The sequence below is a fragment of the Mycobacteroides chelonae genome (assembly GCF_016767715.1).
GTDB lineage: Bacteria > Actinomycetota > Actinomycetes > Mycobacteriales > Mycobacteriaceae > Mycobacterium > Mycobacterium gwanakae.
In genome coordinates this window covers 3,925,152-3,950,622 of sequence record NZ_CP050145.1, presented here as the reverse complement: position 1 = coordinate 3,950,622, position 25,471 = coordinate 3,925,152, and the positions used below count along the sequence as shown (strand labels likewise).

General features: G+C 64.6%; 32 protein-coding genes. 28 read left to right on the top strand and 4 right to left on the bottom strand.

The genetic code is table 11. The features are described from left to right. Nucleotides 1–2 precede the first annotated feature (2 nt). The 3 genes from HBA99_RS19480 to HBA99_RS19470 are packed head-to-tail and all read left to right on the top strand — an operon-like array spanning nt 3 to nt 3,737. Nucleotides 3–1,406: an ethanolamine ammonia-lyase subunit EutB gene (locus tag HBA99_RS19480; RefSeq protein WP_070952083.1), complete on the top strand. Its 1,404-nt coding sequence runs from the start codon at nt 3–5 to the stop codon at nt 1,404–1,406. After that, nucleotides 1,403–2,188 carry an ethanolamine ammonia-lyase subunit EutC gene (eutC, locus tag HBA99_RS19475; RefSeq protein ID WP_070920862.1) on the top strand — a complete coding sequence of 262 codons (786 nt, stop codon included), beginning with the start codon at nt 1,403–1,405 and terminating at the stop codon, nt 2,186–2,188. The genes HBA99_RS19480 and eutC overlap by 4 nt, the downstream gene beginning before the upstream one ends. A gap of 46 nt (nt 2,189–2,234) precedes the next feature. Beyond that, the gene (locus HBA99_RS19470) at nt 2,235–3,737 is read left to right on the top strand and encodes an acetyl-CoA acetyltransferase (protein ID WP_070952453.1); all 1,503 of its coding nucleotides are present in this window, start codon (nt 2,235–2,237) and stop codon (nt 3,735–3,737) included. A 9-nt stretch (nt 3,738–3,746) separates the two neighbouring features. On the opposite strand, the gene HBA99_RS19465 is transcribed toward HBA99_RS19470, so the two are convergent. From HBA99_RS19465 to HBA99_RS19455, 3 genes are all read right to left on the bottom strand, one after another. Next, nucleotides 3,747–5,003 carry a cytochrome P450 gene (locus HBA99_RS19465; RefSeq protein ID WP_057967466.1) on the bottom strand — a complete coding sequence of 419 codons (1,257 nt, stop codon included), beginning with the start codon at nt 5,001–5,003 and terminating at the stop codon, nt 3,747–3,749. A gap of 67 nt (nt 5,004–5,070) precedes the next feature. Continuing rightward, complete coding sequence (locus HBA99_RS19460) at nt 5,071–5,541, bottom strand: hotdog fold domain-containing protein (RefSeq protein WP_057967467.1); 471 nt, start codon at nt 5,539–5,541, stop codon at nt 5,071–5,073. A 60-nt stretch (nt 5,542–5,601) separates the two neighbouring features. Beyond that, nucleotides 5,602–6,270 carry a pyridoxine/pyridoxamine 5'-phosphate oxidase gene (locus HBA99_RS19455; RefSeq protein WP_070952084.1) on the bottom strand — a complete coding sequence of 223 codons (669 nt, stop codon included), beginning with the start codon at nt 6,268–6,270 and terminating at the stop codon, nt 5,602–5,604. Nucleotides 6,271–6,654: 384 nt separating this feature from the next. Between HBA99_RS19455 and rpsJ the strand changes: the two genes are divergently transcribed. Genes rpsJ through rpsQ form a run of 11 tightly spaced genes read left to right on the top strand, consistent with a single transcriptional unit; the run spans nt 6,655 to nt 11,985 of the window. After that, on the top strand, nt 6,655–6,960 hold the full coding sequence (gene rpsJ / locus HBA99_RS19450) for a 30S ribosomal protein S10 (RefSeq protein WP_003883485.1): 306 nt from the start codon (nt 6,655–6,657) through the stop codon (nt 6,958–6,960). A gap of 14 nt (nt 6,961–6,974) precedes the next feature. Then, nucleotides 6,975–7,628 carry a 50S ribosomal protein L3 gene (gene rplC, locus HBA99_RS19445; RefSeq protein WP_030096693.1) on the top strand — a complete coding sequence of 218 codons (654 nt, stop codon included), beginning with the start codon at nt 6,975–6,977 and terminating at the stop codon, nt 7,626–7,628. Nucleotides 7,629–7,642: 14 nt separating this feature from the next. Next, on the top strand, nt 7,643–8,284 hold the full coding sequence (rplD, locus tag HBA99_RS19440) for a 50S ribosomal protein L4 (protein WP_030096694.1): 642 nt from the start codon (nt 7,643–7,645) through the stop codon (nt 8,282–8,284). Then, nucleotides 8,284–8,586, top strand: coding sequence for a 50S ribosomal protein L23 (gene rplW, locus HBA99_RS19435; protein WP_005055645.1), 303 nt, complete (start codon nt 8,284–8,286; stop codon nt 8,584–8,586). The genes rplD and rplW overlap by 1 nt, the downstream gene beginning before the upstream one ends. 26 nt (nt 8,587–8,612) lie before the next feature. Continuing rightward, on the top strand, nt 8,613–9,449 hold the full coding sequence (gene rplB, locus HBA99_RS19430; protein ID WP_030096695.1) for a 50S ribosomal protein L2: 837 nt from the start codon (nt 8,613–8,615) through the stop codon (nt 9,447–9,449). Between the two features lie 9 nt (nt 9,450–9,458). Further along, nucleotides 9,459–9,740, top strand: a complete 282-nt coding sequence (rpsS, locus tag HBA99_RS19425; RefSeq protein ID WP_030096696.1) for a 30S ribosomal protein S19 — start codon at nt 9,459–9,461, stop codon at nt 9,738–9,740. Next, on the top strand, nt 9,740–10,213 hold the full coding sequence (rplV, locus tag HBA99_RS19420) for a 50S ribosomal protein L22 (RefSeq protein WP_030096697.1): 474 nt from the start codon (nt 9,740–9,742) through the stop codon (nt 10,211–10,213). Before rpsS ends, rplV begins: the two co-directional genes overlap by 1 nt. After that, on the top strand, nt 10,213–11,028 hold the full coding sequence (gene rpsC, locus HBA99_RS19415; RefSeq protein ID WP_030096698.1) for a 30S ribosomal protein S3: 816 nt from the start codon (nt 10,213–10,215) through the stop codon (nt 11,026–11,028). The genes rplV and rpsC overlap by 1 nt, the downstream gene beginning before the upstream one ends. Nucleotides 11,029–11,030: 2 nt before the next feature. Beyond that, nucleotides 11,031–11,447 (top strand): 50S ribosomal protein L16, encoded by a 417-nt coding sequence (gene rplP / locus HBA99_RS19410; protein WP_030096699.1) that lies wholly within the window; start codon nt 11,031–11,033, stop codon nt 11,445–11,447. Continuing rightward, complete coding sequence (rpmC, locus tag HBA99_RS19405) at nt 11,447–11,683, top strand: 50S ribosomal protein L29 (RefSeq protein ID WP_030096700.1); 237 nt, start codon at nt 11,447–11,449, stop codon at nt 11,681–11,683. Before rplP ends, rpmC begins: the two co-directional genes overlap by 1 nt. Further along, nucleotides 11,680–11,985, top strand: a complete 306-nt coding sequence (rpsQ, locus tag HBA99_RS19400; protein WP_030096701.1) for a 30S ribosomal protein S17 — start codon at nt 11,680–11,682, stop codon at nt 11,983–11,985. The genes rpmC and rpsQ overlap by 4 nt, the downstream gene beginning before the upstream one ends. 132 nt (nt 11,986–12,117) lie before the next feature. On the opposite strand, the gene HBA99_RS19395 is transcribed toward rpsQ, so the two are convergent. Then, nucleotides 12,118–12,969, bottom strand: a complete 852-nt coding sequence (locus HBA99_RS19395) for an alpha/beta fold hydrolase (protein ID WP_030096702.1) — start codon at nt 12,967–12,969, stop codon at nt 12,118–12,120. 173 nt (nt 12,970–13,142) lie between these two features. Here HBA99_RS19395 and HBA99_RS19390 point away from each other — a divergent pair, with 173 nt between their 5' ends. The 14 genes from HBA99_RS19390 (at nt 13,143) to rplR (ending at nt 25,445) form a co-directional block, all read left to right on the top strand. Beyond that, nucleotides 13,143–14,150 (top strand): cutinase family protein, encoded by a 1,008-nt coding sequence (locus HBA99_RS19390; RefSeq protein WP_070932945.1) that lies wholly within the window; start codon nt 13,143–13,145, stop codon nt 14,148–14,150. Between the two features lie 6 nt (nt 14,151–14,156). Then, the gene (locus HBA99_RS19385) at nt 14,157–15,503 is read left to right on the top strand and encodes an MFS transporter (RefSeq protein ID WP_057967470.1); all 1,347 of its coding nucleotides are present in this window, start codon (nt 14,157–14,159) and stop codon (nt 15,501–15,503) included. 294 nt (nt 15,504–15,797) lie between these two features. Then, on the top strand, nt 15,798–16,166 hold the full coding sequence (gene rplN, locus HBA99_RS19380; RefSeq protein WP_005055680.1) for a 50S ribosomal protein L14: 369 nt from the start codon (nt 15,798–15,800) through the stop codon (nt 16,164–16,166). Further along, nucleotides 16,167–16,484: a 50S ribosomal protein L24 gene (gene rplX, locus HBA99_RS19375; RefSeq protein WP_030096705.1), complete on the top strand. Its 318-nt coding sequence runs from the start codon at nt 16,167–16,169 to the stop codon at nt 16,482–16,484. It begins immediately after the preceding gene. Next, nucleotides 16,484–17,047 carry a 50S ribosomal protein L5 gene (gene rplE, locus HBA99_RS19370; protein WP_030096706.1) on the top strand — a complete coding sequence of 188 codons (564 nt, stop codon included), beginning with the start codon at nt 16,484–16,486 and terminating at the stop codon, nt 17,045–17,047. The genes rplX and rplE overlap by 1 nt, the downstream gene beginning before the upstream one ends. 1 nt (nt 17,048) lies before the next feature. Beyond that, nucleotides 17,049–17,234: a type Z 30S ribosomal protein S14 gene (locus tag HBA99_RS19365; RefSeq protein ID WP_005055692.1), complete on the top strand. Its 186-nt coding sequence runs from the start codon at nt 17,049–17,051 to the stop codon at nt 17,232–17,234. A gap of 108 nt (nt 17,235–17,342) precedes the next feature. After that, a complete protein-coding gene (locus HBA99_RS19360; RefSeq protein WP_070933417.1) occupies nt 17,343–18,857 on the top strand; it encodes a carboxylesterase/lipase family protein in 1,515 nt (504 codons plus the stop codon). A 48-nt stretch (nt 18,858–18,905) separates the two neighbouring features. Beyond that, the gene (locus tag HBA99_RS19355; RefSeq protein WP_070932949.1) at nt 18,906–20,921 is read left to right on the top strand and encodes an acyltransferase family protein; all 2,016 of its coding nucleotides are present in this window, start codon (nt 18,906–18,908) and stop codon (nt 20,919–20,921) included. A 411-nt stretch (nt 20,922–21,332) separates the two neighbouring features. Next, nucleotides 21,333–21,860, top strand: a complete 528-nt coding sequence (locus HBA99_RS19350; RefSeq protein WP_044105301.1) for a hypothetical protein — start codon at nt 21,333–21,335, stop codon at nt 21,858–21,860. 57 nt (nt 21,861–21,917) lie between these two features. Then, nucleotides 21,918–23,270 (top strand): NADP-specific glutamate dehydrogenase, encoded by a 1,353-nt coding sequence (gene gdhA, locus HBA99_RS19345; protein WP_030096710.1) that lies wholly within the window; start codon nt 21,918–21,920, stop codon nt 23,268–23,270. 57 nt (nt 23,271–23,327) lie between these two features. Next, complete coding sequence (locus HBA99_RS19340; RefSeq protein ID WP_070932950.1) at nt 23,328–23,819, top strand: MBOE_33420 family protein; 492 nt, start codon at nt 23,328–23,330, stop codon at nt 23,817–23,819. A 262-nt stretch (nt 23,820–24,081) separates the two neighbouring features. Further along, nucleotides 24,082–24,480 carry a 30S ribosomal protein S8 gene (gene rpsH / locus HBA99_RS19335; protein ID WP_030096712.1) on the top strand — a complete coding sequence of 133 codons (399 nt, stop codon included), beginning with the start codon at nt 24,082–24,084 and terminating at the stop codon, nt 24,478–24,480. Nucleotides 24,481–24,495: 15 nt separating this feature from the next. Continuing rightward, a complete protein-coding gene (gene rplF / locus HBA99_RS19330) occupies nt 24,496–25,035 on the top strand; it encodes a 50S ribosomal protein L6 (RefSeq protein ID WP_030096713.1) in 540 nt (179 codons plus the stop codon). A 2-nt stretch (nt 25,036–25,037) separates the two neighbouring features. Next, nucleotides 25,038–25,445, top strand: coding sequence for a 50S ribosomal protein L18 (gene rplR / locus HBA99_RS19325; protein WP_030096714.1), 408 nt, complete (start codon nt 25,038–25,040; stop codon nt 25,443–25,445). Nucleotides 25,446–25,471 lie beyond the last annotated feature (26 nt).

Below are 25,471 nucleotides of genomic sequence, written 5' to 3'. Positions count from 1 at the left end.
TTATGAGCACTTTTCGCCACACCGCAGGGCCGGTCACCTACCAGTTCGGATCGCTCGCCGAGGTTCTCGCGAAGGCCTCGCCGCCCCGATCCGGCGACGAGCTCGCGGGCTGTGCGGCGCAGTCGGATGCCGAGCGGGCCGCCGCACGCTGGGCGCTCGCCGAGGTGCCGCTGATGACGTTCCTCTCCGAGGAGATCGTCCCGTACGACACCGACGAGGTCACCCGGCTCATCATCGACAGCCATGATGCGGAGGCCTTTGCCGTCATCTCACACCTCACTGTCGGCGATTTCCGCGACTGGCTACTGGAGACGATCACCAAACCGCATGGGGCACAGTCGCTCAAAGATATTTCCGCTGGACTGACCCCTGAGATGGTGGCAGCCGTCAGCAAGCTGATGCGTAATCAGGACCTCATCGCAGTCGGCGCCGCGGTACGTAACCACAGCGCCTTCCGCACCACCATCGGTCTACCGGGCACTTTGGCGACCCGATTGCAGCCCAACCATCCTACCGACGACGCACGGGGTATCGCCGCCGCCACCCTCGACGGCCTGCTGCTGGGATGCGGTGATGCCGTCATCGGCATCAACCCCGCGACGGACTCCCCGCATGCCGCGGCCGACCTACTGCGCCTCATCGACGACATCCGATTGCGATTCGATATCCCCACACAATCGTGTGTGCTGGCACATGTGACCACCACGATGGAACTCATCGAACGAAATCTACCGGTGGACTTGGTATTCCAGTCGATTGCCGGGACCGAAGGCGCCAACGAGAGCTTCGGGGTCAACCTTGCACTGCTGCGTGAGGCGAACGAGGCCGGGCGTTCGTTGGGGCGCGGCACCGTGGGCAACAACGTCATGTACCTGGAGACGGGGCAGGGATCAGCGCTCTCTGCCGGAGCCCATATCGGGGTGGGCGGCGTTGCCGTTGATCAGCAGACACTGGAGGCCAGGGCATACGCGGTCGCGCGCGAGGTGGAGCCGCTGTTGGTCAATACCGTCGTGGGATTCATTGGGCCGGAATATCTTTACGACGGCAAGCAGATCATCAGGGCCGGGCTGGAGGATCACTTCTGCGGCAAGCTGCTGGGACTTCCGATGGGGGTGGACGTCTGCTACACCAATCACGCCGAGGCCGATTCAGATGACATGGATGTGCTGCTGACGGTGCTCACCGCCGCGGGGGTTGCATTCGTCATCGCCGTGCCCGGAGCCGATGACGTCATGCTTGGGTATCAGAGCCTGTCCTTTCACGATGCGCTGTTCGCGCGCCGTACATTCGGCCTGCGGCCGGCGCCGGAGTTCAACGAATGGCTTGAGCGCATGGGGATGCTGGAGCGTGACGGTGGGCTGCGTGAAATCGCGGTCAGCGACTCGCCATTGCGAGCGCTGTTATGAGCGATGTCGCGAGCAACGGTGCCGCACACGATATCTGGGACACGCTGCGTCGATCCACGCAGTCCCGAATCGGGTTGGGGCGCAGCGGTGATGCGTTGCCGACCACTCGAGTGCTGGAGTTCGGGACCGCGCACGCGGCCGCCCGGGACGCGGTGCACACGCCCCTGGATGCGCGCGCCCTGGCCGGACGCATCGACGGACTCGGGTTGGGTACGCCGCTGTTGGTGACCAGCCGGGCCGGCGATCGATCCGAATACCTGCGCCGTCCTGACCTGGGGCGGGCGCCCGCCGACGGCGCACTGGATGTGCTCTCCGATTCCAACGCCGATATCGGCATCGTGCTCGCCGACGGTCTATCGCCGCGAGCCCTCGACGACCACGGGGTGCAGCTATTGCAGGCGCTGCACCAGCGGCTTCGCGGGTACTCGATCGCGCCACTCGTCATCGCGACGCAGGCGCGGGTGGCACTGGGGGATCACATTGGTGCCGCGCTGGGCGTCGATACGGTGCTGGTGCTCATCGGCGAACGCCCGGGGCTGTCGGTGGCCGACAGCGTCGGTATCTACCTCACACACAATCCGATGGTGGGATGCACTGATGCACAACGTAATTGTGTATCCAATATTCATCCTCCGGAGGGGCTGGGTTATGACCAGGCGGCGCAGGTCGTCTCCGCTCTGGTAGCGGGGGCGCGTGAGATCGGCCGTTCCGGTGTTGACCTCAAGGACATGACGGGCGCGGGTAACCAGATCGAGGGGGCCGGTCCGGCATTGCCCACGTAGCGGGAGGCCCTCCGGGGCCAACCGGGTGGTTGGTTACCATCGGCTGATGGCCCTCGACCCTCGCACGCCGGTCCTCGTCGGTACCGGACAGGTCAACCAGCGCACAGACGCCGACAGCCCGTTCTCCGAGATCCCCGAGCCCATCGAGCTCATGGAGCGAGCGGCCCGGCTGGCCGCCGAGGACGCGGGGGCGCTGGACCTGCTCACGGCCGTCGACACGGTGTCGGTGGCGAACATCTTCTCGTGGAAGTACCGCGACCCCGGTGCGCTCCTCGGCGAACGTCTGGGTGCGGCGCCCAAGCGGACGTTCTACACCGGTCCCAGCGGCAACTCGCCGCAGCTGTTGGTCAACCACGCGGCTGCCGACATTCTGGCCGGGGACGCCGATGTGGTTCTCATCGGTGGGGCCGAGATGTGGCGCTCACGCAACAAGATGATGGCCACGGGAGTGCAACCGTCGTGGACCACTCAAGACGAATCCATCGCCGAACCAACCATTCTCGGCGGCCGGATGGATCAGGTGGGCGGCGCCGAGACCACCATCGGCCTCATCTCTCCCGGCCACGTGTACCCACTGTTCGAGCAGGCGATCCGGGTTGCCAATGGTGTGTCCATCGCGGAACATCGGACCGCCATCTCTCAGCTGTGGCAGCGGTTCAACGCGGTGGCAGTACACAACGCTCACGCCTGGTCCAACGACGCATACACCGCCGAGGAGATCGCTACGCCGGGTCCCGACAATCGGTGGATCAGCTCGCCCTACACCAAGCTGATGAACTCCAACAACATGGTCGAGCAGGGTGCGGTGCTGCTGCTGACGTCCGTAGAAACAGCGCGACGGCTCGGAATTCCGGAGGACCGCTGGATATTTCCGCTCGCGGGCAGCCAGGCCAACGACACTTTCGCGCTCAGTGAACGCGATGAGCTGCACCGGTCTCCGGCCATCCGCCTCGCGGGAAGACGTGCGTTCGACATCGCCGGGCTGAGCACCGACGATGTGGACCTGATCGACATCTACTCGTGTTTCCCCTCGGCGGTGCAGGTTGCAGCCACCGAGTTGGGGCTGGCGCTCGATGATCCTGCGCGGCCGCTGACGGTCACCGGTGGGCTCACGTTCGCCGGTGGTCCCTGGTGCAACTACGTCACCCACTCCATCGCCACCATGGCAGAGCGGCTCCGTGAACTCCCGGGTGCGAAGGGGCTGATCACGGCCAACGGCGGATACCTGACCAAACACGCGTTCGGAATCTACGGAACCGAGCCGCCCGCATCCGGGTTCAGGTACGAGGACGTGCAGGCAGAGGTCGATCAGGAGCCCAAAACTGAGGCAGCCGACGGGTATTCGGGGGCAGCGACCGTCGAGGCCTGGACCGTCAACTACGGACGAGACGGATCTCCATTCCAGACGTTCGTGAGTGTCCGCACGCCCGCGGGGGCGCGTACCTTCGCCAAGATCGAAGACCGGGATGCGGCGGCGCAGATCGCGGATACCGATATCGCAGGCGCGTCAATCGAAGTCGCGGCAGACGGGTCGGCCCGGCTCAGTTAGTACCGGCCGCTACCGCAAGCTGTAGCGGATGGGCAGGTGCTTGATGCCCCCGACGAATATGGTGGACATCCGCTCGACATCCCCGTCGATCTCGATGGATTCCAGCCGGGGCAGCAGTGCCGAGAAGAAACTGTTGACCTCCATCCGCGCCAGCGCGGCACCCAGGCAGAAGTGCACGCCGAATCCGAACGCCAAGTGTTTGTTGGGATCTCGACTCACATCGAAGGTGAACGGATTACCGAAGGTGTCTTCATCGCGATTACCCGAGGGGTAAGAGAGCAGCACCGAATCACCCTCAGCGATGGGGACACCGCGAATCTCGGTATCGGCCGTCGCGGTTCGCATGAACTCCTTGACCGGCGTCACCCATCGGATCATCTCGTCGACTGCCAGCGGCATGAGATCGGGATTCTCGCGCAGCCGTGCCAGCTGGTCCGGATGCTGCAGCAGGGCTTCGAGCCCACCGGCGATGGTGGCGCTGGTGGTGTCGTGCCCGGCGGTGGCGATAATCGTGTAGTACGAGGCGGTGTCGACGTCGCTGAGCAGCTCACCGTCGACCTTCGCGTTGGCGATCGTTGATGCCAGGTCATCGGTGGGGTTCTCGCGGCGGGACGCAGTCAGACCGCTGAAGTATCCGAAGAAGTCCAGCAGGGCCAGCAGCTGCTCCTCCGGAGTGGCGCCGCGCTGGAACTCGGTGTCATCGCCGCCGAAGAGCTCCTGGGTGAGCTTGAGCATCCGGTCGAAGTCCGATTCGGGAATCCCGAGCAGAGACATGATGACGTACAGCGGGAAGTGCACCGCGACGTCCTGCGCGAAATCGCAGGTGCCGCCGGCCTCCATCAATTTGTTCACGTATCGGGTGGCCAGTTCGTCGGTGCGGAGTTTCATGTCCCGCATGGCCTTTGGCCGGAACCAGTCGGCTCCGATGGCGCGCAACACGCGATGCTTGGGATCGTCGATATGCACCAGGGTCTTGAGCTCGATCCCCATGGCCGCCTGCTTGTCCAGCTCGGCCTCTTGCTCGAGGTTCATCAGCAGCGGACGCGGTTCGTTGATCCAGAGCGTGTTGTCGCGCTCGACGTCCATGATGTCGTCGTGCTTGGTGACCGCCCAGAACGGTCGATAGTTGTCGGTGACGACTCTCGCCACGGGCTGTTCATGCCGTAACAGGGTCAGCGCGTCGTGCAGGCGGGGCTCGTCGGCATAGGCGGTCGGATCGGCCAATACTCGGCCGGCTTCCTCGATTTCAGACAGTGCGGTGGCCATAGCCGGAGTGTGCGCGCGGCGCACCATAGATTTGTCTATAACGGCAAAATTTGGCTGCCGAAGGTGTTTAGGCGGGGGTCACCCAGGTGGTGATCTCCGCCTTCACCACTTCCTTGCCGTCACGATCGGTGATGCTGATCGGCACCACCACGTCGGTGCCCTCGGTGATCGAGGCGAAGTCCAGGCCCTCCAACTTGGCGACCGCGCGCAGCGAGGTGGTGGCCTTACCGAGGTACTGCACATTCATCGCCTTGGGAATCCACCGATGTGAGGACGGGGTGGTGGCCTCCATCAACATGCCCATCGCGACCTCGGCCAGGTTGCATGCGGCGATCGCATGGAATGTCTTGAGATGGTTGTAGACGAAGTACCACTTGGGGGCGGTCACCTCGCAGTAGCCCGGCTCCATCCGGTGCACATGCGGCACCACGGAGGCGAAGTAGGGGACACGGGCCATCATGGCGGCGGAGAACAGGGCGGAGCCGCCGGGCTTGTTCTGCAGACGCTGCCAGGCCTTATAGGTGGGAGATGCACTCACAGCACGTACCTTACTCGAAAGTAAGATGACTGCGAACCCGGCCGCCGACTCCTCCTCGATTCACGGCCAGAGCCGGGTGCGCTCCCATCCGTCGTCAGTGCGCTGGTAACTCAGCCGCAGATGTTTCCGGTCGCGGGAGCCCTGCCAGAACTCCACCTGCGTGGGCCGTACCGAGTACGACACCCACTCAACCGGTGCCAGCTCCGGGTCGTCTGCCAACTTCCGGTGGGCCTTGTCGAGCTCGGCGTCGATTTCCGCGGCGTCCGCCAGTGGCTGGCTCTGCCGCAGTGTCAAGGCCATGGCGCGGGATCCGATGGGCCTGCTCAGGAAGTCGGCAGCGCTCGCCTGTGCACCGTCGTCGACAACCGTGCCCACCACTCGCACCTGCCGCACCACCGCCGGCCAGTGAAAGGTCAGCGCCGCGACAGGATGCGATGACAGATCGCGGCCCTTCTGACTCACCGAGCTCGCCGCGAAGTGCCAGCCGTTCTCGTCGATGGCCTTCACGATCAGCACCCGTGCACGCGGTGCACCCTGCGCATCGACCGTCGAGATCGTCATCGCGTGCGGTTCGGGAACGCCTGCCTGCACCGCCTGCTCGATCCATTCGGCGAACAAGGGGTGCGGTTCGTCAGGGGTGCCGTCGATGTTGAACGGTGGGGCACTGCCGGAGAGGACGGGCAGTGCCCGCAGAAATGAACGCCCTCCATCGGCTTCTGACCAGCGCACGTCACGACCTCCTCAACGGATCTTGTACTAGCGTTCCAGAGGTCCCCGGATGCGCAGGTCAGGGGCTCGCAGTTGCTGCTGCCGGGTGGGTGCACCAGGGATTTGGCCGCAGCCGCGGGATAAGGCATACTGTTCGGGTTGCCGTGAACCGGTTGCAGTGCCTTGGGTCGCCCATGGTGCGCTGCGAACGGTGACGGCGAACCACAAGCGCCCTTACGGGCGCGTCGGCCCAGTCCAAGCGACGAGAATTTTCGACGCGGACGACTGCGCGCGAGGGCGACACGCCCGACCGCGGGGGTCGGTGAACTACGACAGGTAAACAGCGGCGGTATCGGGTGGTGCGCTTCGGCGCGCTCCGGACCAGTGATAGTAGAGGTAGGAAGCGTGGCGGGACAGAAGATCCGCATCAGGCTCAAGGCCTACGACCATGAGGCCATTGATGCCTCTGCGCGCAAGATTGTTGAGACGGTGACCCGTACCGGCGCGAGTGTCGTTGGACCTGTGCCGCTGCCAACCGAGAAGAACGTGTATTGCGTTATCCGGTCGCCGCACAAGTACAAGGATTCGCGCGAGCACTTCGAGATGCGCACCCACAAGCGGCTCATCGACATCCTCGACCCGACGCCGAAGACGGTTGACGCGCTCATGCGCATCGACCTGCCGGCCAGCGTCGACGTGAACATCCAGTAGGAGAACCAGAAACCATGGCAAGAAAAGGAATTCTGGGCACCAAGCTGGGTATGACACAGGTGTTCGACGACAACAACCGGGTTGTCCCGGTGACCGTCGTCAAGGCCGGACCCAATGTGGTGACCCGCATCCGCACCCCCGAGCAGGATGGCTACAGCGCCGTTCAGCTGGCGTTCGGTGAGATCAGCCCGCGCAAGGTGACCAAGCCGGTCACCGGTCAGTTCGCTGCCGCGGGTATCAACCCCCGTCGCCACCTGGCCGAGCTGCGTCTGGACGACGAGGCCGCTGCCGCCGAGTACGAGGTCGGCCAGGAGCTGACCGCCGAGATCTTCAGTGATGGCGCGTACGTGGACGTCACCGGAACCTCGAAGGGTAAGGGCTTCGCCGGAACCATGAAGCGTCACGGCTTCAGTGGTCAGGGCGCAAGCCACGGTGCGCAGGCCGTGCACCGTCGTCCCGGCTCGATCGGTGGCTGCGCCACCCCGGGTCGTGTCTTCAAGGGCACGCGGATGTCCGGACGTATGGGTAGCGATCGCGTCACCACGCAGAACCTGGTGGTGCACAAGGTTGATGCTGAGAACGGCGTACTGCTGATCAAGGGTGCCATCCCCGGACGTAAGGGTGGCCTGGTTGTGGTCCGCACCGCTGTCAAGCGAGGTGAGAAGTAGTGTCTGAGGATTTTTTGAAGATCGCAGTCAAGGCTCCGGGCGGCAAGACGGACGGCTCTATCGAGCTGCCGGCCGAATTGTTCGACGCCCCAGCCAATATCGCGCTGCTGCACCAGGTGGTGACCGCTCAGTTGGCCGCAGGCCGTCAGGGCACCCACTCCACCAAGACGCGTGGCCTGGTGTCCGGTGGTGGCAAGAAGCCTTACCGCCAGAAGGGAACCGGCCGTGCCCGTCAGGGTTCGACCCGCGCCCCGCAGTTCACCGGTGGTGGCATCGTCCACGGCCCGCAGCCGCGTGACTACAGCCAGCGCACGCCCAAGAAGATGATCGCCGCCGCCCTGCGCGGTGCGCTGTCTGACCGGGCTCGCAACGGCCGGATCCACGCGATCACCGAACTGGTTGCCGGACAAGAGCCCTCGACCAAGAGCGCCAAGTCGTTCCTGGCCGAGATCAGCGACCGCAAGCAGGTACTGGTGGTGCTGGGCCGCGACGATCTGACTTCGGTCAAGAGCGTCCGGAACCTGCCGAACGTGCATGTGCTGGCCTACGACCAGCTCAATACCTATGACGTGCTGAAGGCCGATGACGTGGTGTTCAGCGTCGAGGCCCTCAACGGCTTCATCAACGCCAAGAAGAAAGAGGAGGTGTCGGCCTGATGGCAACCATCGCTGACCCCCGCGACATCATCCTGGCCCCGGTGATCTCGGAGAAGTCGTACTCGTTGATCGAAGACAACGTGTACACCTTCATCGTCCACCCGGACTCGAACAAGACGCAGATCAAGATCGCCATCGAGCAGATCTTCAGCGTCAAGGTCTCCTCGGTGAACACCGCCAACCGGCAGGGCAAGCGCAAGCGCACCCGCACCGGTTTCGGACAGCGCAAGAGCACCAAGCGCGCCATCGTCACCCTGGCACCGGGTAGCAAGCCGATCGACCTGTTTGGAGCCCCCGCGTAGTCGGGGAGTAGAGGACTAGAGAAGACATGGCTATTCGCAAGTACAAGCCGACGACCCCCGGTCGCCGCGGCTCGAGCGTCGCCGATTTCTCGGAGATCACTCGCTCGACTCCCGAGAAGTCCCTGGTTCGCCCGCTGCACGGCACCGGTGGCCGTAACGCCCACGGCCGCATCACCACTCGTCACAAGGGTGGCGGCCACAAGCGTGCCTACCGGTTGATTGATTTCCGTCGCCACGACAAGGACGGCGTCAACGCCAAGGTCGCGCACATCGAGTACGACCCCAACCGCACCGCGCGTATCGCGCTGCTGCACTTCCTGGACGGCGAGAAGCGTTACATCATCGCGCCGGTCGGGCTGTCGCAGGGTGACGTGGTGGAGTCGGGCGCCAACGCCGACATCAAGCCCGGCAACAACCTGCCGCTGCGCAACATCCCGACGGGTACCACCGTGCACGCCGTGGAGCTGCGTCCCGGTGGTGGAGCCAAGATGGCCCGCTCTGCCGGTGCCGGAATCCAGCTGCTGGGCAAGGAAGGCGCTTACGCCTCCCTGCGTATGCCCAGCGGTGAGATCCGCCGTGTCGACGTGCGCTGCCGCGCCACCGTCGGCGAGGTCGGCAACGCCGAGCAGGCCAACATCAACTGGGGTAAGGCCGGCCGTATGCGGTGGAAGGGCAAGCGCCCCACCGTCCGTGGTGTCGTGATGAACCCGGTCGACCACCCGCACGGTGGTGGTGAAGGTAAGACCTCCGGTGGTCGTCACCCGGTGAGCCCGTGGGGCAAGCCCGAAGGCCGCACCCGCAAGCCCAACAAGGCGAGCGACAAGCTCATCGTCCGTCGCCGGCGCACCGGCAAGAAGCGCTAGGAGTAAGCGATGCCACGCAGCCTCAAGAAGGGCCCGTTCATCGACGACCATCTGCTCAAGAAGGTCGACGTACAGAACGAGAAGAACACCAAGCAGGTCATCAAGACCTGGTCGCGTCGGTCGACCATCATCCCCGACTTCATCGGCCACACCTTCGCGGTGCACGACGGGCGCAAGCACGTCCCCGTCTTCGTCACCGAAGCAATGGTCGGTCACAAGCTGGGTGAGTTCGCCCCGACGCGGACCTTCAAGGGTCACATCAAGGACGACCGAAAGAGCAAGCGGCGCTAATGACTACAACGACTGAATACCCATCGGCCAAGGCCGTTGCACGGTTCGTGCGGGTCTCGCCGACCAAGGCACGCCGGGTCATCGACCTGGTGCGCGGCAAGTCGGTAACCGACGCCATCGACATCCTGCGGTGGGCGCCGCAGGCAGCCAGCGAGCCGGTTTCCAAGGTCATCGCCAGCGCTGCTGCCAACGCGCAGAACAATGACGGCCTGGATCCCTCCACCCTTGTGGTGACGGAGATCTTCGCCGACGAGGGCCCGACCGCTAAGCGCATCCGTCCCCGCGCGCAGGGTCGTGCATTCCGGATCCGCAAGCGCACCAGCCACATCACCGTGGTGGTGGAGAGCCGTCCCAAGTCCGAGAAGGGTGGTAAGGGCGGAACCTCACAGGCCGCCGCTCGCGCCCGCCGGGCCGAGGGCTCGAAGGCTGCCGCCAACAAGACCACCGCTGAGGCGAAGGGAGGCTCGCGCTAGTGGGCCAGAAGATCAATCCGCACGGTTTCCGGCTCGGTATCACCACCGACTGGAAGTCCCGCTGGTACGCCGACAAGCAGTACGCGGACTACGTGAAGGAAGACGTGGCGATCCGCCGCCTCCTGGCCACTGGCCTGGAGCGCGCCGGCATTGCCAAGGTGGAGATCGAGCGCACCCGTGACCGGGTTCGCGTTGACATCCACACCGCACGTCCCGGCATCGTCATCGGCCGTCGTGGCACCGAGGCCGACCGCATCCGCGCCGACCTGGAGAAGCTGACCAAGAAGCAGGTGCAGCTGAACATCCTCGAGGTGAAGAACCCCGAGGCCGAGGCGCAGCTGGTTGCCCAGGGTGTCGCCGAGCAGCTCTCGAATCGTGTGGCGTTCCGTCGCGCGATGCGCAAGGCCATCCAGTCGGCCATGCGTCAGCCGAACGTCAAGGGCATCCGGGTGCAGTGCTCCGGTCGTCTTGGCGGTGCTGAGATGAGCCGCTCGGAGTTCTACCGCGAAGGCCGGGTGCCACTGCACACGCTGCGCGCCGACATCGACTACGGCCTGTACGAGGCCAAGACGACCTTCGGCCGTATCGGTGTGAAGGTCTGGATCTACAAGGGCGACATCGTCGGTGGCAAGCGCGAGCTCGCCGCCTCGGTGGCCGCGCCTGCCGGTGACCGTCCGCGCCGTGAGCGTCCGGCCGGTGCCCGTCCGCGTCGTAGCGGCGCCTCGGGTACCACCGCGACGAGCACCGAGGCCGGCCGTGCCGCCGCTGAAACCCCGGCCGGAGATGCTCCGGCCGAGACAAGCACGGAGAGCTGAACATGCTGATTCCCCGTAAGGTCAAGCACCGCAAGCAGCATCACCCGAAGAAGAAGGGCACCGCCTCGGGCGGTACCACTGTTGCCTTCGGTGACTACGGCATCCAGGCGCTGGGCCACGCATACATCACGAACCGGCAGATCGAGTCCGCTCGTATCGCCATCAACCGGCACATCAAGCGTGGCGGCAAGGTGTGGATCAACATCTTCCCGGACCGCCCGCTGACCAAGAAGCCCGCCGAAACCCGCATGGGTTCCGGTAAGGGTTCGCCGGAGTGGTGGGTTGCGAACGTCAAGCCCGGTCGTGTGCTGTTCGAGTTGAGCTACCCGAACGAGGAGACCGCGCGCGAGGCCCTGACGCGCGCGATCCACAAGCTGCCGATCAAGGCGCGCATCATCACACGAGAGGAGCAGTTCTGATGGCAGTGGGAATTTCCGCTGGCGAACTGCGGGAAAGCACCGAAGACGAGCTGATCACCAAGCTGCGTGAGTCCAAGGAAGAGCTGTTCAACCTGCGCTTCCAGATGGCCACCGGTCAGCTCGCCAACAACCGTCGGCTGCGTGCGGTGCGCCAGGAGATCGCGCGCATCTACACGGTGATGCGTGAGCGCGAGCTCGGATTGGCCGCAGGACCCGATAGCGAGGACAGCAAGTGAGCGAGACCAAGAAGGCCGCCGGGCCTAAGCACACCCCGGCCACCGAGCAGCCGCGTGGGCGTCGTAAGACCGCCATCGGCTACGTCGTGTCGGACAAGATGCAGAAGACCATCGTGGTCGAGCTCGAGTCCCGTAACCGGCACTCGCTGTACGGCAAGATCATCCGCACCACGTCGAAGGTCAAGGCCCACGACGAGAACGGTGACGCCGGTGTCGGCGACCGCGTCTCGCTGATGGAGACCCGTCCGACCTCGGCCACCAAGCGGTGGCGCCTGGTCGAGGTTCTTGAGAAGGCCAAGTAAGCAGATACGCGTAAAGCGCGCCGTTCCCGAAAAAGGGGCGGCGCGCTTTTGCGTTGGGCGTGCATTGCGCCGAGTGCATACCGCACGCAGATGCATCCGGCGATTTGTCTGCGTGCGGTATGCGTTCGACGACTAGCGCCGCAGGAAGTCCACGACCGTCTGCTCGAAGGCCTGCTTGGCTTCGATCATCACCCAGTGGCCGCTGTTGGGGAAGATGTGCAGCTCGGCGTTGGGGATGAGCCGCATCGGCACGATCGCCATGTCCGGCGGGCTGACCCTGTCGTCGCGGCCCCAGGTGAGCAGGGTCGGGCACTTGATCTTGTGCATCATCGCCCAGTACGGCGCGATGTCGGCGTTCGCGAGGAACTGCTGTTGCATGGCAAAGGCTTTGGAGCCGTACATCAGCTGCGCGGTTTTGTGCGCGTCCGGGTTGATCGCCGCTTCCCAACGCTCCTCGATGAGTTCCTCGGTGACCACGGCGGGATTCCACACCATCGAGTTGAGCCAGCGGACCAACTTGTCGCGATCGGGGTTGTCGGTGAACTCCTGCAGCAGGCGCAGGCCCTCGCTGGGGCTCGGGCTGAAGATGTTCGGTCCTACGCCGCCGATGGTGACGAGTTTGGTGATGCGATCGGGGTGCTTGATCGCCAGGTTGATGCCGACGACCCCGCCCATCGAGTTCCCGACGATGGCGGCGGATTCGATGCCGAGGCCGTCCATGAACCGGATGACCGAGGCGCCGGCCGTCAGGACCGGGTGCCCCTGCACGGCGTCGCTGACGCCGAACCCGGGGAACTCCAAGACGTAGGTGTGGAAATGCTTCGCGAAAACCTCGAGGTTCCCGCGGTAATTGCGCCACCCGGTCACGCCGGGCCCCGAGCCGTGCAGCAGGATCAGCGGCTCGCCCTCCCCGGCCTCGTGGTAGCGCAGCACACCCTCATCGGTGGCCAGTTCCTTCTTGGTGCCCTCGTATGTCACGTCCACGACATAAGAGTAGAACGTGTTTCAGTTTCCGGTGACGGCGGTGCCCGCTGAGTGGGTGATCCGCGCACGTGCCGTCCGGGCGCGGATCAGGAGTGAGTAAGGGCCCGGTAAGAGTCATTTCGGATGGTGCCAACCTCTGTAAATGTGTGGGCCGACCTGTCTACGCTGGACGAATGAACCGATACGTCAAGCGTGGATCGGTCGGGGTTTCGATATTCGCGGTATCCGCGGCAGCCGCCGCGGTGCTCACCGCACAAACGGAGAGCTCTCCCACCGCCAGAGCGGCAGGCTGTCCGGACGTGGATGTGTCCTTCGCGCGCGGGACCAACGATTCGCCGGGCCTCGGCGATGTCGGCAAGGCCGTCACCGACGAGATCGTCGAGCGGCTCCCGGGCAAGAGTGTCGACATCTATGCGGTCAATTACCCGGCCAGTTTCGATTGGGTCCGTGCCGGCGACGGCGCCAATGACATGAGCTTCCACGTCCAGGAAGTCGCCCGAAACTGCCCGAACACTCAGTTCGTGCTTGGCGGTTTCTCTCAGGGCGCAGCCGTCGTCGATGTGCTGTTCGGCAAGAACGGAACAGGTCTCACCTTCAACAACCCGCTCCCGGCCGACCTCGAAAAGCGCGTCCCCGCAATCGTATTGATCGGGAATCCGAAAAATTGGCAGGTTGCCGGCATGAATCTGGACCTGGAGATCCGGGACGATCTGCGCAGCAAGGTCATCGACATCTGCAACCCCGGTGACGGGATCTGTGATCCGGCAGGCGGCGGACTCGGCCCGCACATGCAGTACAAATCCGACGGATCGGCCGACCGGGCCGCCGATTTCGTCATCGGCCGGCTCAACGCGGTGGCCGCCAGCAGTAGCGCCACGACACCCAGCGGCAGTTCGACGAGCGGCCCGGCGTCGACGTCCAAGAGCGCCAATCCGTTGAGCGCGACGACCTCGCCCGCTGCCACGACGCCATCGCCCACCACATCGGCACCGCAACCCTCATCGTCCACGCCGAAGCCGGTGGCGGCATCGCCGACGCGCAAGGCGCCGGCGTGGATGATGCCGTCGACCGATGGTCCGGCAGCCGACGCTCCCGCCGCGGTGGCGTCGACCAGCAGCATCACCGCGCCCGACCCTGCCCGGCACGGCCCTCCGCCGGGTCCGGCATCCGGTGGTCAGTAAGCCTGCATGACTGTTTCGAGTACCCACACGCCAACTCCATCGGGCCGGGCCGACACTCGCCGCGCCATCTGGAACACCATCAGAGGATCCTCCGGGAATCTCGTCGAGTGGTACGACGTCTACGTCTACACCGTCTTCGCGATGTACTTCGAGAAGCAGTTCTTCGATGAGACCGACGAGAACTCAACGGTCTACGTGTACGCGATCTTCGCGGTCACCTTCATCACGCGGCCCCTGGGGTCGTGGTTCTTCGGCAGGTTCGCCGACCGGCACGGCCGCCGTGCCGCGCTGACCATCAGCGTCTCGCTGATGGCGGCGTGCTCCATGGTGATCGCCCTGGTGCCTTCGCGTACCAGCATCGGAATGGCCGCACCGATCGTGCTGATCCTGTGCAGGCTCGTCCAGGGCTTCGCGACGGGAGGCGAGTACGGCACCTCAGCCACCTACATGTCCGAGGCGGCCACCCGCGAACGGCGCGGGTTCTTCTCGTCGTTCCAATACGTGACATTGGTCGGCGGCCATGTGCTTGCCCAGTTCACGCTGCTGATCATCCTGACCGTCTTCGACAAGGATCAGGTTCACGAATTCGGTTGGCGCATAGCCTTTGCCGTAGGAGGTGTGGCCGCGATCGTCGTGTACTGGCTGCGGCGCACCATGGACGAATCGCTCAGCGAGGAGCAGCTCGCGGCCATCAAGGCCGGTGCCGACACCAGCTCCGGGTCGATGCGCGAGCTGCTCACCCGGTACTGGAAACCGCTGCTGCTGTGCTTCCTCATCACCATGGGCGGCACTCTCGCGTTCTACACGTACAGCGTCAACGCACCGGCAATCGTCAAGACCGCCTATAAGGACCAGGCCATGACTGCCACCTGGATCAATCTGGCGGGGCTGATCTTCCTCATGCTGCTGCAACCCATCGGCGGACTCATCAGCGACAAGGTGGGCCGCAAGCCGCTGCTGCTGTGGTTCGGCTTTGGGGGAGTGGTCTACACGTATGTCCTCATCACGTATCTGCCGCAGACGCGGTCGCCGATCGCATCGTTTCTGTTGGTGGCCGGGGCTTACGTCATCCTGACCGGATACACCTCGATCAATGCGCTGGTGAAATCCGAGCTTTTTCCGTCTCATGTGCGCGCGCTCGGGGTAGGGGTCGGCTATGCGCTGGCGAATTCGGTGTTCGGCGGGACCGCGCCACTGATCTATCAGGCGCTCAAGGAGCACGGTCAGGTGCCGCTGTTCATCGCCTACGTCACGGTGTGCATCGCGATATCGCTGGTGGTGTACCTGGTCTTCCTGAAGAACAAGGGCGATACCTATCTGGACCGCGAGCAGGGCTCGGCTTTCAATCGGTAGCACCCCGTCGAGACCGAGGTTGTGGCGAGAATGTGCGAGACGAATCCGCCAGAACCAAGGTTTCGGCGAGGGGAGTCGGCGAGGGGAGCGGGTGCGGTGGCTCGGATTTGTATCCGACCTGCGGGTTCACCTACACTAGGGCGGTTGTCTTGTGGGTGCTGGGCGCCCTGGGGCAGGTAGGCATTCCCACCAGGTGAAAACCCGGGGATGGCGCGCGCCCTGAAGACAACATGACCGCGTGTGTCGGGTCGGAATCCGGCACACATCCACTTCCAGGTCACGTAGGAGAGACCAGTGATTCAGCAGGAGTCACGGCTGAAGGTCGCCGACAACACCGGTGCCAAGGAAATCTTGTGCATCCGCGTGCTCGGTGGCTCGTCGCGACGCTATGCCGGGATCGGGGACATCATTGTGGCGACCGTCAAGGACGCCATCCCCGGAGGCACCGTCAAGCGTGGTGACGTCGTCAAGGCCGTCGTAGTCCGTACCGTCAAAGAGCGTCGCCGCCCGGATGGCAGCTACATCAAGTTCGATGAGAACGCCGCCGTCATCATCAAGGCCGACAATGACCCGCGTGGTACCCGTATCTTCGGGCCCGTCGGTCGCGAGCTTCGCGACAAGAAGTTCATGAAGATCGTTTCGCTCGCCCCGGAGGTGCTGTAAATGAAGGTGCACAAGGGCGACACCGTTCTCGTCATCGCCGGCAAGGACAAGGGCGCCAAGGGCAAGGTCATCGCGGCCTACCCGGAGCGCAACCGTGTCCTCGTCGAGGGCGTGAACCGCATCAAGAAGCACACCGCACAGTCGGCAAATGAGCGTGGCGCGCAGTCCGGTGGGATTGTTACCCAGGAGGCCGCCATCCACGTGTCGAACGTGATGGTGATCGACTCCGACGGCAAGCCCACTCGTATCGGCTACCGCATCGACGAAGAGACCGGCAAGAAGGTCCGCATCTCCCGCCGCAACGGGAAGGACATCTGATGACCACTACCGAAAACGCACAGCCCCGTCTGAAGACTCGCTACCGCGAAGAGATCAAGACCGCGCTGAACGACGAGTTCAAGTACGCCAACGTGATGCAGATCCCGGGCGTCGTGAAGGTTGTCGTCAACATGGGTGTCGGCGACGCTGCGCGTGACGCCAAGCTCATCAACGGCGCCGTCACCGACCTGGCCGCGATCACCGGCCAGAAGCCGGAGATCCGCAAGGCTCGCAAGTCCATCGCACAGTTCAAGCTGCGTGAAGGCATGCCGATCGGCGCCCGAGTCACGCTGCGCGGCGACCGCATGTGGGAGTTCCTGGACCGTCTCGTGTCCATCGCACTGCCGCGTATCCGCGACTTCCGCGGTCTGTCGCCCAAGCAGTTCGACGGCAAGGGCAACTACACCTTCGGTCTCACCGAGCAGTCGATGTTCCACGAGATCGACGTGGACTCCATCGACCGCCCGCGGGGCATGGACATCACCGTCGTCACCTCGGCGACCAACGACGACGAGGGACGGGCCCTGCTGCGCCAGCTCGGCTTCCCCTTCAAGGAGAACTGATATGGCAAAGAAGGCTCTGGTCAACAAGGCCGCCAAGAAGCCCAAGTTCGCCGTGCGCGCGTACACCCGGTGCAACCGGTGTGGCCGTCCGCATGCCGTGTTCCGCAAGTTCGGCCTGTGCCGAATCTGCCTGCGGGAGATGGCACACGCCGGCGAGCTGCCAGGCATTCACAAGAGCAGCTGGTAAGCCACTGATCAATAGGCCGGGACTCATCGAGTCCCGGCCTATTGTCGTCTCTCCAGCGGTCCGGACCTTCAGGCCATTACGCTTGCGCCCGTGCCCGAGAAGCGAGACATGACGCGGTTGCTATTGGCTGTGCTGATGCTCCTGGCAGCCGTCGTGGCATGCAGTCCCACCACAGCCGCGGACCCGACGATCGTCAACACCCGTGCGGGCGCGGTGCGCGGCCACATCGACGACGAGGTGCGTGTCTTCACCGCTATTCCATACGCGGCGCCGCCGGTCGGCCCGCGACGGTTCACCGAGCCAGAACCCGTCGAGCCGTGGTCGGACACCCGCGATGCGACGGGCCCGGGCGTCGAATGCCCGCAGCCTGGGGCCGAGAGCGATCTGACCCAGAGCGAGGACTGCCTGGTCCTCAACGTCACGATGCCGCGCCACACCCAGGGGAAGGTGCCGGTGCTGGTGTGGATTCACGGCGGTGCCTTCATCGCCGGTAACGGTGTCGGCTACAACGCGCGAAAACTGGCCGTCCAGGGCGGGATTGCCGTCGTCACCATCAATTACCGGCTGGGGACGCTGGGATTCCTGGCCGCGCCGGGCCTGTCCGAGGTGATCGGCAACTACGGATTGCTGGATCAGGAGGCGGCGCTGCGCTGGGTGCGTGACAACATCGCCGCGTTCGGTGGTGATCCCGGTCAGGTAACCATCGGTGGCCAATCGGCGGGCGGCGTATCGGTATGCGATCTGATGGTGGCGCCGAAGGCCTCCGGGCTGTTCCGGTCGGCCATCATGGAGAGTGCCCCGTGCCAGGCTCAGGCCCCCGTCTCGTCCGCCGTCCGTGACAGCACCGCCTATGCGGCCGACGTGGGTTGCCCGGCCGGGCCCGGTTTTGCCGCGTGCTTGCGCGCGTTATCGGTTGATGCGCTGCGGGATTCGCCACAGTTCACCGGCATCGGACTGCCGGTGAGCCCGGTGACCGGGACACCGGAGCTTCCGGCGCCGCCGCTGGACGCGTTCACCAGCGGCCTGTCGTCTCCCGTGCCCGTCCTCATCGGCAGTAACGCCAACGAGGCCACGGTGTTCGAGGCCCAGCAGTATCAGCACAAGCCCGTGCCCGGCGCCGAGGAGTATCAACGTGCGCTGGAAAGCAAGTACGCGGACCGCGCCACCGAACTCGGACGGCGATATCCCTTGTCTGCCTACGGCGGGAACGTGCTCGCCGCGCTGGCGGCGATCGACACCGACAACAGCTACGCGTGCCCGACCCTCGATATGGCCGAGGCCCTGGTCAGGAAGGCGCCGGTGTACGCCTACGAATTCGCTGACCCCGCCGCGCCGGTAGAGCAGCAGTATCAAGGCGCGCCGTTGCCGTTGGGCGCCTCGCACGGTTCGGAATTGGGTTACCTGTTCGATCTGTCCAGACCGTTAAGTCAGGAATCGGCGGCCCTGTCTACGCAGATGATCACCTACTGGGCACAGTTCGTGAAGATCGGGAATCCTAACGGCAGCGGTCAGCCGGAATGGCCCAAATATGTGCCTGGAGGTGCGTTCCTGCGTCTGGCGCCACCGGCGCCCAAGCCGATGGCGGGCTTCGCCGACAGCCATCAGTGCGGGTACTGGCGGTAGCCGCCGCTGCAGGCCGATCTGGGAACGCTCGTCATCTAGACTCAGCCGGTGGTTGACCGCCGGCGAGATATTCAAGGTTTGCGGGCGGTAGCCGTTCTGCTGGTGGTCGCCTATCACAGCGGTCTGCCGGTTCCCGGTGGATTCATCGGCGTCGATGTCTTCTTCGTCATCTCCGGATTTGTGATCACCCGTCTGCTGCTGCGCGAGACCGACCGGACGGACCACATCGATCTGCGTCGCTTCTATGCGCGCCGGGTACGCCGTCTGCTGCCCGCGCTCGCCCTGTTGATCGTCGTGGTGCTGCCGATCGCCGCAGTCATCCAAAGTCCGCTGGGGTCAATGCAGGTCGCCGCACGAACGGCCGCCGCCGCAGCCCTATTCGTCTCGAACGCGGTGCTTTTCCTGGAGCCCTCCGGATACTTCGCGGCGCCGGCGGCGATGAATCCGTTCCTGCACACCTGGTCGCTGGCGGTCGAGGAGCAGTTCTATCTCATCTTCCCGGCCACGATGGCGTTGGCCGCCTACGTGGCGGCCCGTCGGCGGGCAAGTCGCTTGGTTGTCACCTTCTCACTGCTTCTGGCGCTGTCGGTGGCATCGCTGCTGCTCGCGATCTACCTGACGGCCAGCGATGGTCTCCCGTTCCATGCGCACAATGCGGCCTTCTCGTTCTACAGCTCGCCTACGCGCGCATGGGAGTTCGGGGTTGGTGCGCTGATCGCCTTGGCGGAGAGCCGGATACGCCGATGGGATACCCGAGTCGCGTTACCGATAGCGGCGCTCGGCGCGGCCGGCGTCACCTGGGGCGCCGTTGCGATATCCGCGGCAGACCCCTTTCCGGGAATCAATGCGCTGGTCCCGGTGCTGGGCGTGGGCCTGCTGATCATCGCTGGGACCGTACCGTCGCGCCAGCCTGTCGGCTGGTGGCTGTCGTCGGCGCCGATGCAATGGATCGGGGATCTGTCCTACAGCTGGTACCTGTGGCACTGGCCGCTCATCGTTTTCGTCAACAATCTGCTCGGCGCCGAGCACCGATGGCTGGTGCCCAGCGTGGGCGTGCTCTCGTTGCTTCCGGCCTGGTTGTCCAAACGGTATGTCGAGGACCCGATCCGGACGGGACGGAAACTGGCCGATCTTCGCGCGCCGCGACTCGCGGCGGCGTCGGTCGGTGTGGCGGTCTTCGTTTCGGCTGTGACATTCGGTGCCGCGCAGATAGCCACACCGGAGATTCGCGACGCGCGTGCGCAGCGGGCAGCCCATCTGGATGTCGGCAGAGGGTGCGTCGGCAACATGCCGGATGCCGAAAAGACCCGTCTGGACTGTCTGTGGCCCCAAGGCGCGGATGTCGATTCGCGGTCGGTCGTCCTCGTCGGCGATTCCAATGCCGGACAGTTCGCCGAGGCGCTCGTCCCGGCGGCGACGCAGCAAAACCGGTCGATGCTTCTCGCGACAAACGCCGCCTGCCCTTTCGTGGAGCTCGTGCTGGATCCGTCGCCGCCCGGCTGCACCGACTTCGTACAGCGTTGGACGAGTGCGTTGGCAGGCGTCCAGCCGGGCCTCGTGGTGATCGCTTCCGCCTCCAGTGACTACTTCCTGGCCGATCAACATGTGCGGTTCCGGCTTCCAGATACGCAGGAATGGATCACTGATGACGCCGGTAAGGGCCGGTTGTGGCAGCTGGGTATGGCCGCGGTGTTGCAGAAGCTATCGGAGGCGCGTGTCCCCGTCGTGGTGGTGAGTACCTTGCCGCACTTCGTGAACTGGGATCTGTACAAGTGCCCGGGGTACGAGGTCTGGCTGTCGCCCACCCGCTGCGGTCGCTCCGAGGCGCTGGCAGAAGTTCGGCGCCAGCAGAACACGGCTGCGACCGCCGAGCAGCGTGCCGCCCAGGGGCTCGTCGGGGTGTCCACCATCGACCTGGGGCCGGTGGTCTGTCCGGATGGCGTATGTCGCACCAACATCGATTCTCGGTGGGTGGCGCGCGACGGCGGACACATCACCGTGGGCGAAGCTCAACGGCTGCAGCCGGAATTCGCGCGTCTCATCGCTGAACGCGCCCGCCCGTGAGTCGACACGCGCGCCGTCACCGGTGGTGTCCCGGCACACCTTCGGCGGCTCGTCCGATTCTGACTCAGCAACCTTCGCCGCTGTGCCAGCGAGTTCCGGTGAACCGGCGCTCGCGCCTCTGTCGAATGCGGCCCGGGTAGTCGGACACTTTGCTATCGATTCAGCGCCTGGTGTGTGTCAGCAGGCCAGGAACGTTGCGGGGCTGTGGCCTGTGCTGGAGTTCTCTGCGCAGTGTTGCGCATCTCGCAACGAATGGCTGAGTTAGCGGCGGCGGTCCAGCTGGTATACCTTTGTGAGGCCACATTGCTGATAGTCCGGCAGTGGCTCGACAAACTCGCTGATCTGGAGGGTTGGTTAGCGAGAGGGGTCGAAGAAATCATGTCTGAGCAAATATGACGAATGGACACACCGATGCAGGTCTCGCAGGGTCGACGAGAAATCAGCAAGGCGCGGTTGCGCACCACCGGCGTCGCGGCGCTCGCAGCGCTGGCGCTTGTGGCGCTTCCCGGTGTGGCCAGCGCGGATCCCGGGGTGCTGCAGTCCACTGATCAGCTGGGGCTGCGCTTCGAGACGAGCAGCACACCTCAGCCCGAAGGGGCAACCACCACCGTCACAGTGCGTGCTGCGGATGGGAAGGTCGTGCAGACGATCTCCGAGCCCTTCAAGGGCTTCCTCGGCAACGCCGATGTCGAGCTGCTCGACATCGACCAGGACGGGCGTGACGATCTGCTGGTTCAGGTGGATGCGCGCGTCAAGGACGGAAAATGGGCGATCTGGCACGCGGTGGGCACCAACCCCAAGTTGTCGCGTGTCGGAGTGGTCGACGGGCATCCCGAGGCTGCCGGACCGGGCCTGATCAGGACGCAGACCGAACAGGGCACGTTCTTCTACACGATCAAGGGCAACGCACTGGCCACCGCGCCCGCACCTGCGGCCTAGCCTCGCGGTCTTATGCCGCTTGGTTAGCCAAATGCGCTGTGGTGCACTCTATTAGGTATGCCTGAGGCTCTGCACCCCGTCTTCCAGCCGCGTTTCCAGACCGTCCTCGCACGTAACCCGGGGGAGGCGGAATTTCAGCAGGCTGTCTACGAGGTGATGGCCAGTCTTACCCCGTTGGTCGGCAAGACGCCGGACTATGACCGCTGGTCGATCCTGGAACGCATCTGCGAACCCGAGCGGCAGATCATCTTTCGGGTCCCATGGATCAGGGACGACGGTGCTGTCGAGATCAACCGCGGCTATCGGGTGGAGTTCAATTCCGCGCTGGGCCCGTACAAGGGCGGTCTGCGTTTTCATCCGAGCGTGAACCTGTCGATCGTCAAATTCCTCGGCTTCGAGCAGATGTTCAAGAACGCGCTCACCGGCCTCCCGATCGGCGGCGGCAAGGGCGGATCCGATTTCGATCCCAAGGGGCGTTCCGACGCCGAGATCATGCGCTTCTGTCAGTCCTTCATGACCGAGCTGTACCGGCACATCGGCGAATACACGGACGTGCCCGCCGGTGATATCGGCGTGGGTCAGCGTGAGATCGGGTATCTGTTCGGGCAGTACAAGCGCATCACCAATCGCTACGAATCGGGCGTGCTGACCGGTAAGGGGCTGCCCTGGGGCGGATCTCAGGTGCGTACCGAGGCCACCGGTTACGGCGTCGTACTTTTCGCGCAGGAGATGCTCGCGATGCGTGCGCAATCTCTGGCCGACAAGACGGTCGTGGTGTCCGGCGCGGGGAACGTCGCGATCTATGCCGTCGAGAAGGCCCAGCAGCTGGGCGCGAAGGTCATCGCCTGTTCCGACAGCGACGGCTACCTTGTCGACGAACGCGGCCTGAATCTCGAACTGCTCAAGGAGATCAAAGAGGTCCGGCGGGGCCGGCTCTCCGAGTACGTCCAGGAGCGCGGTGGCGGAGCGCGTCAGGTCACCGACGGCACGATCTGGGAGGTGCCCTGCCAGGTCGCGCTGCCGTGCGCCACGCAGAACGAGCTCGACGGCAAGGACGCCCGCAGGCTCATCGAGAACGGCGTGCAGCTGGTTGCCGAGGGTGCCAACATGCCGTGCACTCCCGAGGCGGTGAAGTACTTCCAGGACGCGGCGGTGCTGTACGCCCCCGGCAAGGCCTCGAACGCCGGCGGGGTGGCGACGAGTGCACTGGAAATGCAGCAGAACGCCAGCCGTGACTCGTGGTCGTTCGAGCAGACTGAAAGCCGCCTGCAGTCGATCATGCGGTCCATCCACAGCACCTGCGTGGAAACGGCGGATCACTACGGCGACCCCGGAAACTATGTGACAGGCGCCAACCTCGCCGGATACACCCGCGTCGCCGATGCGATGGTGGCCCTGGGCGTCATCTGAGAAACCGTGTTCGGCGGTTCGGCCCCGGCCGTGCATGTGCTTTGTTATCAGTGACATATGCGCAGGTACAGCGTGCTGGCGCTCGCGGTCGTCACGGCATTGGGCGGTGCCGCGGTGGCGCATGCCGACCGGCCCGAGCCGGTGCCGCTGTACGGCACTTACGACACCTACCTGGACCATTCGCGGCAGACATTCGAGGGCAGGCCCGATGCCTCGGAGCCCTCGACCCAGGCTGCGAGCTTCACCACCACCTGCGGCGCGCAGGGCTGTGTCGCGCATTGGTTGCGGCTGGCCGAGCTTGCCGACAATCCCGATGCGCCCGCACTGTTCGACTACCGGTGGAATGACGATCGATGGGAATCGGCCTCGGACTATCCGTTCCACTGCGGCGATGGCGGCGCGGTGATCGCGGCCCGGTCCGACTTCCTGGTCCCGAACGGCGATGGCAGCTTTTCGGGCGAGCGCACGTTCACCGTGGGGGAGCCGGGATGCCCCGACGACGGACCGGGCACCTACTGGCTGCCATTCACGCTGACACCGACCGGCTGACCTGCCGCCGTCGATTTGGTCGGTACGTCCAGGTCACCTACACTTGACCGGTTGCCTGGGCTGTGTTTCGCCTATGGCCGGTCGGTATGTGCTTTCAGACTCCATGGATCGCACTATCGATGCACGACCCCTGACCGAACCCGGTCAGATACGGAAGATCACTTCGCAGTAGGCCCACCACGGGATGTACCAGGCCCTTTACGGGAACCAGTACGAGCGTGCTGTATGGGAACCGCGGCGAGAAAGGTTGATGGACTCTGTCATGACTATGACTGATCCGATCGCAGACTTTCTGACACGTCTGCGCAATGCCAACTCGGCATACCACGATGAGGTGACCCTTCCGCACTCGAAGATCAAGGCCAACATCGCCGAGATCCTCAAGCGCGAGGGCTACATCACCGATTACCGCACCGAGGACGCCCGCGTGGGCAAGAGCCTGGTTGTCTCGCTCAAGTACGGCCCCAGCCGTGAGCGCAGCATCGCCGGACTGCGCCGCGTCTCGAAGCCCGGTCTGCGTGTGTACGCAAAATCCACCAATCTGCCCAAGGTTCTCGGTGGCCTTGGCGTGGCGATCATCTCCACGTCCACTGGTCTGCTCACCGACCGCCAGGCGGCCCGACAGGGCGTGGGCGGCGAAGTCCTCGCGTACGTCTGGTAAGGGAGGACTAGAAACATGTCGCGTATTGGAAAGCAGCCAGTGCTGGTTCCCGCCGGAGTGGACGTCAACATCGACGGCCAGAACATCTCCGTCAAGGGTTCCAAGGGCACTCTGGAACTGACAGTGAGCGAGCCGATTGCGGTCTCGCGCAACGACGATGGCGCCATCGTGGTGACCCGTCCCGATGACGAGCGGCGCAACCGCTCGCTGCACGGGTTGTCCCGCACCCTGATCGCCAACCTGGTGACCGGTGTGACACAGGGTTACACCACCAAGATGGAGATCTTCGGCGTGGGCTACCGCGTCGTCGCCAAGGGATCGAACCTGGAGTTCGCGCTCGGTTACAGCCACCCGGTGCTGATCGAGGCGCCTGAGGGCATCACGTTCGCGGTCGAGACCCCCACCAAGTTCTCGGTCAGCGGAATCGACAAGCAGAAGGTTGGCCAGATCTCGGCCAACATCCGCCGCCTGCGTCGCCCCGACCCCTACAAGGGCAAGGGCATTCGCTACGAGGGTGAGCAGATCCGCCGCAAGGTCGGAAAGACAGGTAAGTGACCATGGCTCAAACGAAGACAGAAGCGAAGCAGCACGAGCCCGTCGGCAAGAGTGTCTCGGAGGTGCGCCGCACCTCGCGTCTGCGCCGCCACGCACGTCTGCGCAAGAAGGTGTCCGGCACGGACGCACGGCCGCGTCTGGTCGTCAACCGTTCGGCCCGCCACATCCACGTGCAGCTGGTCAACGATCTCACCGGCACCACCCTGGCGGCGGCCTCGTCCATCGAGCCCGACGTGCAGGCAGTGGACGGCGACAAGAAGGCGCGCAGTGCTCGGGTCGGTCAGCTGATCGCCGAGCGTGCGAAGGCTGCCGGCGTGGACACCGTGGTGTTCGACCGCGGTGGCTACACCTACGGTGGCCGGATCGCCGCACTCGCCGACGCCGCCCGCGAGAACGGGTTGGTGTTCTGATGTTCGTGACTTTCAACGGAAGGAAT

Excerpts from the sequence above, each read along its gene's own strand:
- HBA99_RS19480 (WP_070952083.1), top strand. The coding sequence starts at position 3 with ATGAGCACTTTTCGCCACACCGCAGGGCCGGTCACCTACCAGTTCGGA.
- eutC (WP_070920862.1), top strand. The coding sequence starts at position 1,403 with ATGAGCGATGTCGCGAGCAACGGTGCCGCACACGATATCTGGGACACG.
- HBA99_RS19470 (WP_070952453.1), top strand. The coding sequence starts at position 2,235 with ATGGCCCTCGACCCTCGCACGCCGGTCCTCGTCGGTACCGGACAGGTC.
- HBA99_RS19465 (WP_057967466.1), bottom strand. The coding sequence starts at position 5,003 with ATGGCCACCGCACTGTCTGAAATCGAGGAAGCCGGCCGAGTATTGGCC.
- rplC (WP_030096693.1), top strand. The coding sequence starts at position 6,975 with ATGGCAAGAAAAGGAATTCTGGGCACCAAGCTGGGTATGACACAGGTG.
- rplW (WP_005055645.1), top strand. The coding sequence starts at position 8,284 with ATGGCAACCATCGCTGACCCCCGCGACATCATCCTGGCCCCGGTGATC.
- rplB (WP_030096695.1), top strand. The coding sequence starts at position 8,613 with ATGGCTATTCGCAAGTACAAGCCGACGACCCCCGGTCGCCGCGGCTCG.
- rpsS (WP_030096696.1), top strand. The coding sequence starts at position 9,459 with ATGCCACGCAGCCTCAAGAAGGGCCCGTTCATCGACGACCATCTGCTC.
- rplV (WP_030096697.1), top strand. The coding sequence starts at position 9,740 with ATGACTACAACGACTGAATACCCATCGGCCAAGGCCGTTGCACGGTTC.
- rplP (WP_030096699.1), top strand. The coding sequence starts at position 11,031 with ATGCTGATTCCCCGTAAGGTCAAGCACCGCAAGCAGCATCACCCGAAG.
- rpmC (WP_030096700.1), top strand. The coding sequence starts at position 11,447 with ATGGCAGTGGGAATTTCCGCTGGCGAACTGCGGGAAAGCACCGAAGAC.
- HBA99_RS19390 (WP_070932945.1), top strand. The coding sequence starts at position 13,143 with ATGAACCGATACGTCAAGCGTGGATCGGTCGGGGTTTCGATATTCGCG.
- HBA99_RS19385 (WP_057967470.1), top strand. The coding sequence starts at position 14,157 with ATGACTGTTTCGAGTACCCACACGCCAACTCCATCGGGCCGGGCCGAC.
- rplX (WP_030096705.1), top strand. The coding sequence starts at position 16,167 with ATGAAGGTGCACAAGGGCGACACCGTTCTCGTCATCGCCGGCAAGGAC.
- rplE (WP_030096706.1), top strand. The coding sequence starts at position 16,484 with ATGACCACTACCGAAAACGCACAGCCCCGTCTGAAGACTCGCTACCGC.
- HBA99_RS19365 (WP_005055692.1), top strand. The coding sequence starts at position 17,049 with ATGGCAAAGAAGGCTCTGGTCAACAAGGCCGCCAAGAAGCCCAAGTTC.
- HBA99_RS19360 (WP_070933417.1), top strand. The coding sequence starts at position 17,343 with ATGACGCGGTTGCTATTGGCTGTGCTGATGCTCCTGGCAGCCGTCGTG.
- HBA99_RS19350 (WP_044105301.1), top strand. The coding sequence starts at position 21,333 with ATGCAGGTCTCGCAGGGTCGACGAGAAATCAGCAAGGCGCGGTTGCGC.
- gdhA (WP_030096710.1), top strand. The coding sequence starts at position 21,918 with ATGCCTGAGGCTCTGCACCCCGTCTTCCAGCCGCGTTTCCAGACCGTC.
- HBA99_RS19340 (WP_070932950.1), top strand. The coding sequence starts at position 23,328 with ATGCGCAGGTACAGCGTGCTGGCGCTCGCGGTCGTCACGGCATTGGGC.
- rpsH (WP_030096712.1), top strand. The coding sequence starts at position 24,082 with ATGACTATGACTGATCCGATCGCAGACTTTCTGACACGTCTGCGCAAT.
- rplF (WP_030096713.1), top strand. The coding sequence starts at position 24,496 with ATGTCGCGTATTGGAAAGCAGCCAGTGCTGGTTCCCGCCGGAGTGGAC.
- rplR (WP_030096714.1), top strand. The coding sequence starts at position 25,038 with ATGGCTCAAACGAAGACAGAAGCGAAGCAGCACGAGCCCGTCGGCAAG.